Source organism: Burkholderia orbicola (assembly GCF_900100915.1).
GTDB lineage: Bacteria > Pseudomonadota > Gammaproteobacteria > Burkholderiales > Burkholderiaceae > Burkholderia > Burkholderia orbicola.
The window spans coordinates 353,601-367,217 of record NZ_FNKW01000003.1 but is presented as its reverse complement, the minus strand read 5'-3'; the positions used below and the strand labels follow the sequence as shown (position 1 = coordinate 367,217).

Sequence of the window (13,617 nt, the reverse complement as noted above, 5' to 3'; positions counted from 1 at the left end):
GTGAAGTGAATCGTGTCATGAGATGACGATCAGCACTGCGTACCAATAGACTCCGTTTGTTTCGCCTTGAAGCTTGTTGGTTGCCATGCAAACCGTATAACCGGCAAACTGGGCGACGTAACTCAGCCGGCCGTTCGACGCATGGTGGTCGCTCCACGTTTGGTTCGGGCTCGCGGACGGCGCACCGGCCCAGATCGTGTTTTGGCCGGACCACGGAACGGACACGACCTCCGCGGCCCGCGCCCCGCCCTGCGCATTGGTTTCCAGCACGATGCCGATCGAATAGGCAGTGCTCGTATTGATGTATTGGGACAGGCCGGTTTGCAGCAACGCGGGTTGATCTCCTCGCCCAAGCGGAAAGTCGACGTGCGAGATCGCGGGCAGCGTCGCAGCCGGCCAGTTGACGGATGACTGGCCGTGCGGCTGCGCCGCGAGCGAAAGCGTGAAGTCCAGACGACTGTTGTTGATCACGAGCACCGACAGGTACATCGGATGTGCAAGATAGGACAACACGAGCGGTACGGCCATCAATGGTGCGACGACGCTCAGGTTGAACGCGAGTGCGTCAAAACCGACGAAGAGCTTGCCGAGGCCCCACGCGGTCAGCGACCCCGCCACACTAATCGCCTTTTGCGATGCCGCCGACAGCACGGTGACGATGAAGGTCTGAGGATCTATCGACGGATTTTCCGTATCCGCCATTACCGCGAGTTGCGCGGCCATCGACCTCAGGACGTCGGCGAAGCTCGAGTAGAGAAACGGCCGAAGCGCGGCGAACAACGCGTCACCGACGACACCTTGCGCGGGCACCTCGTCGAGACATATGTAGAACGCCATCGCCTGCTGGATGCCGGTCTGGCGGTTGCCGAGCTCGACGACCATCGTGCCGAACGGCTTGGAAATATCGGTCGCACCGGACCATACGGCGATCAGGCGCATGTCGACATTGCCACTCGACGCGATCACCACCGGCACGCCATGCGGATCGGTGCCGTTCACGAAGCTCAGTGTGCCGTCGGCGATGTCCGCCCAGAAGGCTGCCGTCTCGTTGAGCTGCTCGAAAAATGCCTCGGTTGTCTTGCCACCCTCGAGCGCGGCATCGAGGGTGGCGGCAAGCGTGTCGGTCACCACGATCGGAAAGCCCGTGGTGATCGGCGCATAGCTGACATGAAGCGTATCGGTGGCGGATCGAATGTTCATCGCGCATGCCTCGGGCCCGGATCAAAGCGGCTCGATCGTGAGCACGCAGTAGTACTGGTCGTGATTGCCCGACAGCGCGTTGATGGCGAGCCTGATGAAGAACTTGAGGTTGCCGTGCTCGACCGCCAACTGGCTCGACGCGCCACTTGCCTGATCGTAGATCGCGCTCCAGTTCGGATTGCCCGGCACGTCGCCCAGCCACACGACGTTGTCGGCGATCCATGGGATCGAGATCACCGCGGCAACATCGGAGCCGGCGGGCGCCCCCTTGGGCATCAGATGCAGCAGCAGGCCGATGCCGCTGAAGCCGCTCGTGTTCATGGACGAGTAATTCGCCTGGTATGCGACCTGAACCGTGGTCTGATCACCCCAGATATCGGTGGCATAGCCGAGCTTCGGCACCGTGTCGCTTTGGGGCTGGGACGTCATCGTCCCTTCGTCCATATATTCGATCTTCCATTCGAGATCGTAGTCGGTGAAGTTGTCGACCTCGAAATGAAGAATGAACTTTTTCTCCAGCGTGCCGACGATGAACGGAATCGCGACGAGCGCGCCGAGCACGGCAAGCGGCGGCGCGGCGGCGGCCAAATCGATGAAGGCTTCCGCCGCGACCTCGTCGACGACGATTTCCGCCGCCTCTTCCCCGACGGCATTCGCTGCATCGGATGCACCATCGGCAATGGCATCGCCTGCAGCATCGATATCCTCGCCGAGATCCAGCTCGGCCCAGTTGTCGAGGCATGTCTGGACGAACTGCGTGAGCTTTTCCACGATCGGCTTGAAGAGCGCATCGATCAACGCTTGTCCGGCGTTGAGGCCGGGCGGAATTTCGGCGAGGCTGATCGCGAGATTGACGATCCGGTCGATGGATTCCGGCGACGGTAATTGCAGCTTCACTGTCGCGATGCCGTGCACCGGCGGCCGGTCGTCCTCGGCCATCTCGTACAGCCGTGCATCGCTCTGGCCGGCCAGCCGGACGTTGATCGATATCGTCGTCTGTCCATCGGTCGCGCTCGCCTGCCTTGATCCCTTCGGGCCGTCTTCATAGCGGTAGGCCGACGCTCCGGCCTTTTGCAGATAGACGGCGAAATCAGCAAACTTCTGCACGTGCGACAGATAAAACTCAGTGCCGGAGCCGCCCGAGGCAGCCTGCTGCAGCATGGTGCGAAACACCTCGTCGTTGGTCGACGGGAATCCGTCGCCCGTCAGAGCGGATACGGACAGCTGCAGCTTGGGCTTGTTCTGGGACATGGGTCGCTCCTCTCCCGTGACAGAAGACGCTGTACCGACGTATCGGTGAATTCGGTCAAGGTACGTCTTTTCACCACGGCGAATCCATTACACCCAATTACACGGGCAACACGCGCACGTCGCATTGCGCAAGCGCATGCCGATACGGAAATCCCCGTTGATCAAATATCGCCTGGCGAAATGGCAACAATCAAAACCAGCATTTAATAAATAAAATTCCGGCGACTTTCTTGATTCGGCCTCACGTCGCTCACCTGCCCGTCTATTTGACCCGCGCCACGCCCTGACTCGGCCCGGGTATCACAAGCCCGGCAACCACACACTGCCGATACGCCGTTGCTTTTGCCGCCGCACCCATCCGACACGATCGTTTCAAATCCCTCACCAAATCCTGACTTGATTGACGGCGATGGAATGAAAAATCAATCGAATGGAAAATATCTTGTAATTATAAAAACGACCTTCTAGCATCCCCCTGCTGTTCGCGACATGTCTTGTTTAAAAGTCATCACTTGATGCATTCCTCGAACAAACCCATCCATAACCTGGGGAATTACATGAAGAAACTGTCTCGACTGCTGCCCATCACCGCGATTACCGTCGCGAGTCTCAGCGCTTTTGCCCAGGCCGGCGACCAGCCGGCCGCTGTCGACAAGGCGCTGCAACTGATCCAGCAGAACCCGGCCGCCTTCAGCGTGGCCGTCAGCGGCACGGCACGCACGTTGAAGTTCGCGGGGCCGCAAGCAGCCGCACCGACCGACGGCGATCAGTTCCAGGTACGTGATGTGATCGTCGATCCCGACGGCACCGAGCACGTGCGCTTCGACCGCTTCCATGCGGGCCTGCCCGTGATCGGCGGCGACGTGGTCGTCCATTCGAGCAAGGGGCAACTGAAGCAGGCCAGCGTGACCCAGCTCGCGCCGATCAACCTCGCCGGCACGATCGGCAAGGTCGGGAACCGCGCCGTGGTACGCAACGCACCCGACGTGGGCGCGACGCGCGCGAGACACATCGCGGCCGCGCGCTTCAACTCGGACGTGCGCCGCGTCGACGACGCGGAGCTGGTCGTGTTCGCACGCGACGTCACGCCGACGCTGGCCTACGCGGTGCGCGTCTACGGCAAGGCAACCGACACGCATGGCGACGCCGTGCTGTACTACGTCGACGCACGCACCGGCACCGTGCTCGACGCACAGGACCTGATCAAGACCGCCGCCGCGACCGGCACCGGCCGCTCGCTGTACTACGGCAACCTGACGCTCACGACGGACCAGACCGGCACGAACGCGTACCGGATGCTCGACCCGGGCCGCGGCGGCGGCTCGGTCTACGATGGTCGTGGTCTCAGCTCGGACGAAGTCGAGCAAGCGACCGACCTGCCGATCTTCACGAGCAGCACGAACGTGTGGGGCAACAACACGACCACCGACCGGCAGACCGTCGCGGCAGACATCGACTACGGGCTGGCATTGACTTGGGACTACTACAAGACCACGCACAACCGCAACGGCATCTTCAACGACGGCCGCGGCGTGAAAAGCTACGCGCACGTGGTGTTCAATACCGGCAGCGGCACGACGGGCGCGAACGCGGCATGGCTGTCGTCGCGCGTGATGGCATACGGCGACGGCGAACCTGGCACGCGCCTGCCGAAACCCGTGGTGTCGGTCGACGTCGCCGGGCACGAGATGAGCCACGGCGTGACCGAGGCTACCGCCAACCTGAACTATTCGGGTGACGCGGGCGGCCTGAACGAATCGACGTCCGACATCTTCGGCACGCTCGTGAAGTTCTACGCGAACAACCCGAACGATCCCGGCAACTACGTGATCGGTGCACGCGTGGTGAGCGGCGGCCTGCGCAAGATGTACAAGCAGGACCTCGACGGCCGGTCGTTCAGTTGCTATCCGTCCGGCGGCTTCTCGTGGTCGAATCCGCGCCACGATCCGCATTTCTCGTCGGGGGTCGGCAACCGCTTCTTCTATCTGCTGTCGGAAGGCCCGTCGGTGCCGTCGACCGACACCGGCCTGTCGAGAGCGCAACTGGTCTGCAACGGCGACACGACCTTCAGCGGGCTGGGTCGCGACAAGGCCGGCAAGATCTGGTACCGGACGCTGACCGTGTACCTGAACGCCAACTCGAGCTATCCGAACGCGCGGCGTGCGTCGATCCAGGCGGCAAACGACCTGTATGGCGCGAACTCGGCCGAAAGCGCGACGGTCGCGCGCGCGTGGAGTGCGGTGGGGGTGAATTGACCGTGTTTGTATGAACGCGTCGAATCCCGGAAGCCGCGTGACGGGATTTCGCTTCGGAGAAAAGCGATTCGGCCGTGGTCATGCGGCGTTCGGGTGAATGACGGGAAGGTGCCGACCGATCGTCTGCGTATGCAGGCGGTTGGTCGGTGGATCGTGCGTCCTTGCGGTCCGACAGATGAAGGGGCGCCCGACGGGTACGCATTCCATATGCTGCCAGGCGTGCCGCCTCCAACGTGGCCGGCGTATTCGCGAATCGTCCGGCCGGACGCTCCGCGTGCTCCCTTCCATCGTATCGCCGGCACCGCGCCGGCAGCCGGCTTCCTGAGCGAGCCGACAACGCGCTATATTCTGGTCCCAGGCGGAATGACGACGGAAGTCTCCCGCCATCGCCGCCCTTCCCCACGCGCTTCCTCACCCGAGAGAACGATAAAAATGGACCACGCGCAGTATTTCAGCCAAAGCTCGATCCAGGCCGCGAATCTTCGCCTGCACTATCTGTCGCAGTTGCTGCGCGAGCAGACGGGCTCGATCGTCCAGTACGGCATCCTGCGCGGTTTTCCGATCGGCTTCAGTCACTGGGCGGAAGTCGCGGTCGGCGGCTATCTGCTCGGCACCTACGAGATCGCCGTTTGCGCGATCCTCGAAGCGCTCGGATCGCCGGAGAAGGTGTTGGTCGACCTCGGCGCCGCCGACGGGATTTTCGGCATCGGCCTGGTCAGGAACAACGTCTTTGCGCGCAGCCTGTGCTTCGAGATGGACGAGCAGCGCCGCCACGCGATCCAGCACCGCGCCGCGGAAATGGGGCTGGCGGACCGCGTCGCGGTCTTCGGCAAGGCCGATCGCGACTTGCCCGCGATTCTGTCGGAGCACGGCGGGGAGCCGGCCGGGCGGGTCATCCTGTGCGATATCGAAGGCGCGGAGTTCGACCTGTTCGACGACGCGCTGCTGGAACAGCTCTCCGGCAGCCACGTGATCATCGAAATCCACGACTTCCTGCTTTCCGACCCGGAGCAGGCCGCACGCGCCTTCGACGAATTGAGCCAGCGTGCGGGCAAGTACTTCAACGTGTACGAAATCCGCGACGGGCTGCGCGACATTCGCAACATCCCGTTGCTGCGACACTGGTCGGACTGGGACGCATGGCTGATGTGCGTGGAGGCGCGCTACCGGATGATGCGGTGGCTTTGGCTCGAGCCGAAAAACCAGCCGCGACGCGCCGATCAGGACATCGATCGCCTGATCCTCGACTACCAGCGGCGGATTTTCGCCGTTTGACGAACGCGAACCGGCACATATCGAGCGACCCCGCACGCGCCTCCCGTTTCATCGCTTCACCCCGCCGCAACCAGCGGATTGAACGACGTGTCCCAGAACGGCGCGACATGGGCCGGCCCGTCCAGCACGCCGATGCGGGCAAACACGTCCGCGACCTGCTGGTGCTGCGCGATCACGTCGGGCGTCACCGGCAGCAGCGCGAAGTCTTCGCTGCGCTGGTCGAACATCGCGACGAGATCGGCAACCGGCACACGCGTCTCGCGATTCTGCGCGAGCGCATAGTCGCGGAAATGCCCGTTCGCCCACGCATACGCACGTCGAAACCGCAGCAGCAGATCGCCCGTCGCCGCACGGCGACGCGCATCGTCGAGCGTGCGCGGATTCGCGTACACCGGAAAATTGCCCGACAGATACCCCTTCCCCGTCTTCAGCACACGGGCGTCGTAGCGATTGCGCGCGAGCTGGCCGTTGTAGCCGTAGATCGCCCACGCATCGATGTCGCCGCGATCGTACGCGGACAGCCCGTCGGTCGGCGACAGGTTGATCGGCTGGATGTCGTCGAAGGTCAGGCCGGCTTCCGCCAGCTGTCGATACAGGAAATAGTGCGACGTCGTCGCGCGCACGTAGCCGACGCGCTTGCCCTTCAGGTCCGCGATGCTGCGGATCGGCGTGTCCTTGCGCGCGAGCGTGACCTGGTTGTTCAGGTCTTCGCGCACGCGCGAGATGAATCGCACGTTGGCTTTCTGGCGCGCGGCGAACACGGCCGGAATTTCGCTACCCGAACCGATATCGAGCGCGTCCGCGTTGAGCGCCTCGATATGCAGCACGCCGTTGTTCAGTTCGCGCCAGTCGATCCGGTACGGCGTGTCGGCGAGCCCGGCCGCCTGCAACAGCGCGCGCCAACCGCCCTTGTAGGTCGCGACGCGCAACGTCGTGCCGGCCAGATCGGCGTCGGCGGCCGGCGCGGCGCACGCGGCCAATGGGTGCGCCGCGATGGCGGCGCCGGCAAGCAGCAGGCGGCGACGTGCCGCCGACATTGACGACATCGGATGCTCCTGTCGATCGGATAAGAAGGAAGTGAAACCGCCGCGTCAATGCAGCGTCGGAAAACCGTGGCGCTCGGCCAGCAGTTCGAGGATGCGGCGCGCGTCGGTGACGAAGCGCACGTCGCCGAGCGTCTGCGCGTCGTCCGGCGCGGGCTGGTCGCGGCCCAGCACGAGCACCGGCAGGCCCTGGTGTGCGTCGTCGAGCGCGTCGATCACCGCGGGCCGCGGCCGCGCGAAGCCGACACGCTTCACGTCGAGACGCGCGGCGAGATCGGGCGCGCTTGCCAGCAGCCCTTCGATCGGCAATCCATGCGGACAGACGAAGCGCTGGCCCGGATGCTTCGGATCGGCAAAGCCCGGCTCCAGCAGAAACAGCACATCGCGACTCATGTCAATCGGCTCCTTTCTCGTTGATCGATCCAGTCGGGAAGCGCGCGCACCTGTGCGCCCTGCCGTTCCCGAGGCATGCCCGGCCAGCGCCGGATGCCAGACTGTACCGGCGCACCTCGCTTGGCCCTACCAACGTTTTGCGGAATCGATATGCGAACGCGCATAGCGCATCGGCCGGTGGTCGCCTAGCGGGCCGTTGCGTAAACGCATCGTCATGCGAATGACGGATATTGCGGATATCGAATGATTTCATCGATCGATATGACCGCACACGGTCGTTTCCGGCGAGCGACGTTCGCGGTCCGCGCGATGCGTTCGCCGCAGCAGGCACGCCGGATGCGATCGCGACACACCTGTCGGGCCGGCGGCAACGCACATTACAAATCGGCCGCGCCGCGATTTACAAACCACGGATCGGCCGTTCATCGGCGCGTCGGTCGTCAATAGCATCGTGATCCTCGCAAACGTATTGATAAAAACAGAGGATGGTCATGATCAAAAAAACGGTGGTACTGGGTTTGGTGTCGATCGGTTCGGTCAGCGCGCAGGCGCAGAGTTCGGTGACGTTGTACGGCGTGGTCGACGCCGGCATCGCATACACGAACAACCAGGGCGGCGCGAGCAACATTCAGCAGACGAGCGGCAAGCTGAGCGGCAGCCGCTGGGGCCTGAAAGGCGCGGAGGATCTCGGCGGCGGCCTGCAGGCGGTCTTCACGCTGGAAAGCGGGTTCCGGCCGAGCGACGGCGGGCTCGGCCAGGGCGGCCGCCTGTTCGGCCGGTCCGCGTACGTGGGCCTCGGCAAGAAAGGCCTCGGCACGCTGACGTTCGGCCGTCAGTACGAGCCGATCACCGATCTCGTCGCGCAGTATTCGGGAGCGGGTTTCTGGTCGCCGGCCACGCACGTGGGCGACAACGACAACCTGAACCAGAGCTTCCGGCTGAACAACGCGGTGAAGTTCCGCAGCGACACGATCGCCGGCTTCACCGCCGATCTGCTCTATGCATTCAGCAACCAGGCCAATGGCGGCGCGGGCACCGGGTTCTCGAACAACAACGCGTGGGGCGCATCGGCGAATTACGTGAACGGCCCGCTGTCGATCGGCGGCGGCTATGTGCGGTTCAATCATCCGAATGCGGCGTCGAATACCAGCGGCGCGGTGGGCGGCGCGACCTCGACCACCGGCAACGACTACAGCGGCGCGTTCTTCTACGGGCTGAACGGCGGCGTGCTGAAGCAGCAGATCGGCGCGGTGGGCGCGAACTACGCGCTCGGCCCCGCGACGCTCGGCTTCGCATGGAGCCACACGCAACTCAACTATCTCGACGGTTCGTCGCGCAAGTTCAACAACTACGACGTGAACGCGCGTTACCAGATCACGCCGGCGGCCACGCTGATCGGCGTCTATACGTTTACTGACGGGCGCGCGAGCGGCCTGCCGGGCACGAGCGGCCAGACGCTGAAGCCGCGCTGGCACCAGTTCACGCTCGGGTTCGACTATGCGCTGTCGAAGCGTACCGATATCTATGTGTCGGGCATCTACCAGCTCGCGGCCGGCGATGCGAGCACCGCGACGTCGGGCGGCTATCGCAAGATCGCGGCGATCTCGAACATCGGCAGCGCGTCGTCGACGAACCGCCAGCTTGCGTTCGTCAGCGGGCTGCGCGTGAAGTTCTGACGGCACGCGCGTCGGGCGTGGCGCAATCGTCACGATAAGCAAAGCGGGAATCGTTGTTTGCCGTGCCGCGCCCGGTTGCCGAGAATGATCGTTTGTCCGCGCGGCTCCCGCGCGCCATACACGTTCGACCATGACCGATTCCCGTTTTCCTCCCCGTGCGCCGCGCTCCGGCCGGCGTGCGGCGCTGCGCCAGCTCGCCGGCGGCTGGGCAGCCGCCATGCTGCCCGCCGGCGGTGCGCTCGCGAGCGAGCCGCTCGATGTGCCGCCGTGGACGCGCACGCCCGGTGCGCCGCTGCTGTCGCCACCCTACGGCGTGCCAGGTCAGCACGAGCGCGACGTGATTCGCCGCAGCGCCCGCACGCCTGCGCTGCCCGGTTCCGGTTCATCGATGACGCCGCTCGCCGACCTGTTCGGCGACATCACGCCGAACGGGCTCGTCTACGAACGTCATCACGCGGGCGTGCCGGACATCGATGCGCAACGCCATCGCGTCGTCGTGCACGGCCTCGTGCGCGAGCCGCGCGTCTTCACGCTCGACGACCTGCTGCGCTTTCCGTCCGAATCGCGCATTCACTTCCTCGAATGCTCGGGCAACACGGGCAGCGAATGGAACGGCCCGAGCGGGCTGCCGGTTCAGTTCACGCACGGGTTGCTGTCGTGCTGCGAATGGACCGGCGTCCGGCTGTCGACGCTGCTCGACGAGACAGGTGTCGACGCCGACGCGCGCTGGCTGCTCGCCGAAGGCGCGGACGGCGCGGCGATGACGCGCAGCCTGCCGCTCGACCGGATTCTCGAGCGCGCGCTGGTCGTCTATGCGCAGAACGGCGAACGGCTGCGCCCGGAGAACGGCTACCCGGTGCGGCTGATCGTGCCGGGTTTCGAAGGCAACACGAACATCAAGTGGCTGCGGCGGCTGAAGCTGGTGCGTGCGCCGGAGATGACGCGCGAGGAAACGTCGAAGTACACGAATCTGCTGCCGGATGGCTGCGCGCGCCAGTTCGTGTTCGAGATGGACGCGAAGTCGGTCATCACGCGGCCGTCGGCCGGCCATCGGCTCGCCGCGCACGGCTACTACCCGATCAGCGGCTACGCGTGGTCGGGTCGCGGCCGGATTCGCGCCGTCGACGTGTCGACCGACGGCGGCCGCACGTGGCGACCGGCGCGGCTCGCCGGCGACGTACGCGATCGTGCGCTGACGCGCTTCGAAGCCGACTGGGTGTGGCGCGGCGAGCCGGCCGACCTGCAAAGCCGTGCGACCGACGAGACCGGCTACGTGCAGCCGACCCGCGACGCGCTCGTCGCCGCGCGTGGCCTGAACTCGCAGTACCACTACAACGGCATCCAGAACTGGCGCGTCGGCACGGACGGCGAGGTGCGCAATGCGTAAGCCGCTCGCCTGCCTGCTTGCAGCCTGCGCGATGACGTCGAGCGCGTTCGGCGCCGGCTTCGGTCTCGGCCAGCCGGTCGATCGCGCGGCGCTCGCCGCGTGGGACATCGACGTCGCACCGGACGGCAGCGGCCTGCCGCCCGGCGCGGGTACGGTCGCCCGCGGCGGCCACGTGTTCGCGGACAAATGCGCGATGTGTCACGGCGCGGGCGGCGAAGGCGGTGTCGGCGATCCGCTCGTCGGCGGGGTCGGCTCGCTCGCCAGCGCGAAACCCAAAAAGACGGTCGGCAGCTACTGGCCGTACGCGACGACGCTGTTCGACTACATTCGCCGCGCGATGCCGTACAACGCGCCGCAATCGCTCAGCGCGGACGATGTCTATGCGGTCACCGCGTACGTCCTGCACCTGAACGGCATCGTGCCCGCCGACGCCCGGCTCGACGCGCGCACGCTGCCGCGCGTGCGGATGCCGAACCGCGACGGCTTCGTGCCCGATCCGAGGCCGGGCAAGTTATGACGCGTCTCGCTCCACTTGCCGCCGCATCGGGCCACGCACCCGCGCGAGTCGCGCGGCACCTTTCAGCAAGGACCCTGTGATGAGCGATTCCACCCTCGCCGCCCCGCTCGCGCCGACGCCGTTCGTCGACGTTCGTTCGCCGGCGGAATTCCCCGACAGCCCCGTCTCGCGCACGCTCGCGCAGCCGCTGATGCTCGGGTTGTTCCTGCCGATCCAGGCTGGAGGATGGAGCGCATCGACGCTGCCGCGCTCGACCGACTGGACGTTCGACTACAACGCCGATCTGGTGGCCCGTGCCGAAGCGCTCGGCTTCGACCTCGTGTTCGCGCTGTCGCAATGGCTGCCGAAAGGCGGCTACGGCGGCGTGTTCGACGGCCAGGCGCTCGATTCGTTCATGACGCTGGCCGCGCTGACGGCGCGCACCGAGCGGATCATCCTCGTCGCGACGAGCCACGTGCTCTACGGGCCGTGGCATCCGCTGCATTTCGCGAAGTTCACCGCGACGCTCGACCACATTTCGCGCGGCCGCTGGGGCATCAACGTGGTGACCGGCCACCGCGCGATCGAGCATGAGATGTTCGGCTGGAACCGGATCGAACACGACCGGCGCTACGAGATGGCCGCGGAATTCCTCGATGCGGTCCAGCAGTTGTGGGCGCAACCGGATAATTTCAGCTACACGCCCGAGCTGTCGAGCTGGCGGCTGGGCGGCGCATTCGTGACGCCGAAGCCGCGCTACGGCCGCCCGCTGCTGATCAACGCGACGGGTTCCGATGCGGGCATCGCATTCGCCGCGCGCTATTCGGACATCGTGTTCGTCACGAGCCCGGCTGGCCCGGACGCCGAACGCGCGATCGACGCGCTGCCCGCGCATACCGCCCGCGTGAAGGCGGCCGCCGCCGCGCGCGGCCGTACGATCCGCACCTTGCTCAATCCGCTCGTGATCTGCCGCGAGACGGCGGCCGAAGCGCGCGCCTACCGTGACGCGATCGTCGCGCATGCGGACGAAGGCAGCTTCCACCGCTTCGACAGCGACGCGCACGCGTGGCGCGGCGGGTTCGAGCAGCGTGCGCAGGGGGCCGCGCGCGCGATCGGCGGCAACATCTCGATCACCGGGTCGCCCGAAGAAGTCGCCGATACCATCGTGCGGCTGCACCGCGCGGGCATCGACGGCATCCAGTTGAGTTTCTACGACTTCAAGCCCGACCTGGACTTCTTCGGCGAGCGCGTGCTGCCGCTGCTGCGCGAAGCCGGCTTGCGGCGTTGAAGCCGACGCCGAAACCCGCCACGACGGCGTAGCCGCCGCCGCTGGCGGCCGTCGTCAGAACACGCGCCCTTCGGTCAGGTGCGTGGTCACGCCGTTCAGCACGTAATCGCCGACCACGCGCGCCTTGTGCAGCAACGGGTTGTGGCTGAAGATCGTGCGCAGGTTGCGCCAGTGGCGATCGAAGTTGTGCTCGCGCGCCGTCGCCGACGCGCCGCCCACTTCGAACAGCCGCTCGGCCGCATGCAGCGCGAGCTTGCTGACGATCAGTTGCGTGCGCGCGGTCGCGAGCGCGCTGTCGAGCACGAGCGCATCCGCGTCGGCGGCGCCGGCTTCGATCGCGTCGGCGGAACGGTCGAGCGCGCGCGCGTTTTCTCGCACGAGCGCGTCGATCGCATGGCTGTGCGCGGACAACTCGCCGACGATCTGCTGGACGAAATGATCGTCGCGCGCGGTCGGCGCCGGGCTGTGCAGCGCGGGACGGCCGTGCGCGAGCACGTAGCGGCGCGCATCGGCCACCACGTTGCGCACGATGCCGGCGCCCGTCGCAACGAGATGAAGCTGCCGCAGCGCGCCGCAATGACGGCCGACGAGCGTCGACCCGTCACGCGGGACCACTTCGTCCGCGAACACCTGCACGTCATTCAGCAACAGGCTGCCGCTCGCGGTCATGCGCTGGCCCATGCCGTCCCAGTCGTCGAGCACCTGCAGGCCGTCGCGCGCCACCGGAATGATCACGGCGAGCGCGTCGCCCTGCTCGTTCTCCACGTTGATGCGCGCGAAATCGGCGAACGCGGTGCCCGTCGAATAGTATTTGCGGCCCGTCACGCGGTAGTGGTCGCCGTCGCGGCGCAGCACGGTCGTGTTCTCGCCCGGGCGCGACGTGCCGCGCTCGGTCGACGCGCCGCCGAAGATCGCGCCGGCGAGCACGCGCTCGAGCTGCACGTCGTTGAACGCCGTCCGCGGCGACAGCCGCAGCGTCTCGGTCTGGTCGTAGTGGATGCGCAGCGCGTGCGCGAGATTCGAATCGGCGGCCGCCAGCGTCGCGATCGTGTCGAACAGGTCGACCAGCGTGCCGCCGAGGCCGCCGCGCTCGACCGGAATTCGCAGCGCGCCCAGCGCCGAGCGCCGGAAGAGCGCGAAGCCTTCGAACGGCAGTTCGCGACGCGCCTCGCGTGGTGCGGCATCCTCGCCGATCAAAGTCGCGAGGTCGGGCAGCGCGGCGAGCGCGTCGCGCAATGCGTCGCGCGGATCGACGGCATCACGGGCAGTCATTCGGCAGGTCCTTATTGGGGGAGATCGGGGGGCGAGGCAACGCGCGACACGGCGTCCGTTACACGCATCCGCCGAGTATAA

Annotated in this window: 11 protein-coding genes; 6 read left to right on the top strand and 5 right to left on the bottom strand. The window is 65.9% G+C overall.

All coding sequences use genetic code 11. The annotated features are described in order from the left end of the window. Nucleotides 1-15: 15 nt before the first annotated feature. Together BLS50_RS31555 and BLS50_RS31550 are read right to left on the bottom strand one after the other, a co-directional pair. A complete protein-coding gene (locus BLS50_RS31555; protein ID WP_074807459.1) occupies nucleotides 16-1,200 on the bottom strand; it encodes a hypothetical protein in 1,185 nt (394 codons plus the stop codon). Between the two features lie 21 nt (nucleotides 1,201-1,221). Further along, on the bottom strand, nucleotides 1,222-2,451 hold the full coding sequence (locus BLS50_RS31550) for a hypothetical protein (RefSeq protein ID WP_074807457.1): 1,230 nt from the start codon (nucleotides 2,449-2,451) through the stop codon (nucleotides 1,222-1,224). A 557-nt stretch (nucleotides 2,452-3,008) separates the two neighbouring features. Here BLS50_RS31550 and BLS50_RS31545 point away from each other — a divergent pair. Then, on the top strand, nucleotides 3,009-4,706 hold the full coding sequence (locus BLS50_RS31545) for a M4 family metallopeptidase (RefSeq protein WP_074807454.1): 1,698 nt from the start codon (nucleotides 3,009-3,011) through the stop codon (nucleotides 4,704-4,706). Nucleotides 4,707-4,913: 207 nt separating this feature from the next. Then, the gene (locus tag BLS50_RS31540; protein WP_249191845.1) at nucleotides 4,914-5,981 is read left to right on the top strand and encodes a hypothetical protein; all 1,068 of its coding nucleotides are present in this window, start codon (nucleotides 4,914-4,916) and stop codon (nucleotides 5,979-5,981) included. A gap of 56 nt (nucleotides 5,982-6,037) precedes the next feature. Here the strand turns inward: BLS50_RS31540 and BLS50_RS31535 are convergent, their stop codons facing one another. Beyond that, nucleotides 6,038-7,027, bottom strand: coding sequence for an ABC transporter substrate-binding protein (locus tag BLS50_RS31535; protein ID WP_074807451.1), 990 nt, complete (start codon nucleotides 7,025-7,027; stop codon nucleotides 6,038-6,040). Between the two features lie 45 nt (nucleotides 7,028-7,072). Further along, nucleotides 7,073-7,417 carry a DUF3088 domain-containing protein gene (locus tag BLS50_RS31530; protein ID WP_074807447.1) on the bottom strand — a complete coding sequence of 115 codons (345 nt, stop codon included), beginning with the start codon at nucleotides 7,415-7,417 and terminating at the stop codon, nucleotides 7,073-7,075. Nucleotides 7,418-7,908: 491 nt separating this feature from the next. On the opposite strand from BLS50_RS31530, the gene BLS50_RS31525 reads away from it, so the two are divergent. From BLS50_RS31525 to BLS50_RS31510, 4 genes are all read left to right on the top strand, one after another. Continuing rightward, entirely contained in the window at nucleotides 7,909-9,093 is a 1,185-nt protein-coding gene (locus BLS50_RS31525) for a porin (RefSeq protein WP_012336737.1), read from the top strand. Between the two features lie 130 nt (nucleotides 9,094-9,223). Then, nucleotides 9,224-10,480, top strand: a complete 1,257-nt coding sequence (gene soxC / locus BLS50_RS31520; RefSeq protein WP_053524581.1) for a sulfite dehydrogenase — start codon at nucleotides 9,224-9,226, stop codon at nucleotides 10,478-10,480. Continuing rightward, nucleotides 10,473-10,997 (top strand): c-type cytochrome, encoded by a 525-nt coding sequence (locus BLS50_RS31515; RefSeq protein WP_074807444.1) that lies wholly within the window; start codon nucleotides 10,473-10,475, stop codon nucleotides 10,995-10,997. The genes soxC and BLS50_RS31515 overlap by 8 nt, the downstream gene beginning before the upstream one ends. 79 nt (nucleotides 10,998-11,076) lie before the next feature. Further along, on the top strand, nucleotides 11,077-12,264 hold the full coding sequence (locus BLS50_RS31510) for an LLM class flavin-dependent oxidoreductase (RefSeq protein WP_074807441.1): 1,188 nt from the start codon (nucleotides 11,077-11,079) through the stop codon (nucleotides 12,262-12,264). A gap of 54 nt (nucleotides 12,265-12,318) precedes the next feature. Here the strand turns inward: BLS50_RS31510 and BLS50_RS31505 are convergent, their stop codons facing one another. Further along, nucleotides 12,319-13,536 carry an acyl-CoA dehydrogenase family protein gene (locus tag BLS50_RS31505; protein WP_074807437.1) on the bottom strand — a complete coding sequence of 406 codons (1,218 nt, stop codon included), beginning with the start codon at nucleotides 13,534-13,536 and terminating at the stop codon, nucleotides 12,319-12,321. Nucleotides 13,537-13,617: the final 81 nt, after the last annotated feature.

What these genes read in the sequence shown, in the direction of transcription:
- soxC (WP_053524581.1), top strand. Translation starts at nt 9,224, where the DNA reads ATGACCGATTCCCGTTTTCCTCCCCGTGCGCCGCGCTCCGGCCGGCGT.
- BLS50_RS31525 (WP_012336737.1), top strand. Translation starts at nt 7,909, where the DNA reads ATGATCAAAAAAACGGTGGTACTGGGTTTGGTGTCGATCGGTTCGGTC.
- BLS50_RS31545 (WP_074807454.1), top strand. Translation starts at nt 3,009, where the DNA reads ATGAAGAAACTGTCTCGACTGCTGCCCATCACCGCGATTACCGTCGCG.
- BLS50_RS31540 (WP_249191845.1), top strand. Translation starts at nt 4,914, where the DNA reads ATGCTGCCAGGCGTGCCGCCTCCAACGTGGCCGGCGTATTCGCGAATC.
- BLS50_RS31535 (WP_074807451.1), bottom strand. Translation starts at nt 7,027, where the DNA reads ATGTCGTCAATGTCGGCGGCACGTCGCCGCCTGCTGCTTGCCGGCGCC.
- BLS50_RS31505 (WP_074807437.1), bottom strand. Translation starts at nt 13,536, where the DNA reads ATGACTGCCCGTGATGCCGTCGATCCGCGCGACGCATTGCGCGACGCG.
- BLS50_RS31515 (WP_074807444.1), top strand. Translation starts at nt 10,473, where the DNA reads ATGCGTAAGCCGCTCGCCTGCCTGCTTGCAGCCTGCGCGATGACGTCG.
- BLS50_RS31555 (WP_074807459.1), bottom strand. Translation starts at nt 1,200, where the DNA reads ATGAACATTCGATCCGCCACCGATACGCTTCATGTCAGCTATGCGCCG.
- BLS50_RS31510 (WP_074807441.1), top strand. Translation starts at nt 11,077, where the DNA reads ATGAGCGATTCCACCCTCGCCGCCCCGCTCGCGCCGACGCCGTTCGTC.
- BLS50_RS31550 (WP_074807457.1), bottom strand. Translation starts at nt 2,451, where the DNA reads ATGTCCCAGAACAAGCCCAAGCTGCAGCTGTCCGTATCCGCTCTGACG.
- BLS50_RS31530 (WP_074807447.1), bottom strand. Translation starts at nt 7,417, where the DNA reads ATGAGTCGCGATGTGCTGTTTCTGCTGGAGCCGGGCTTTGCCGATCCG.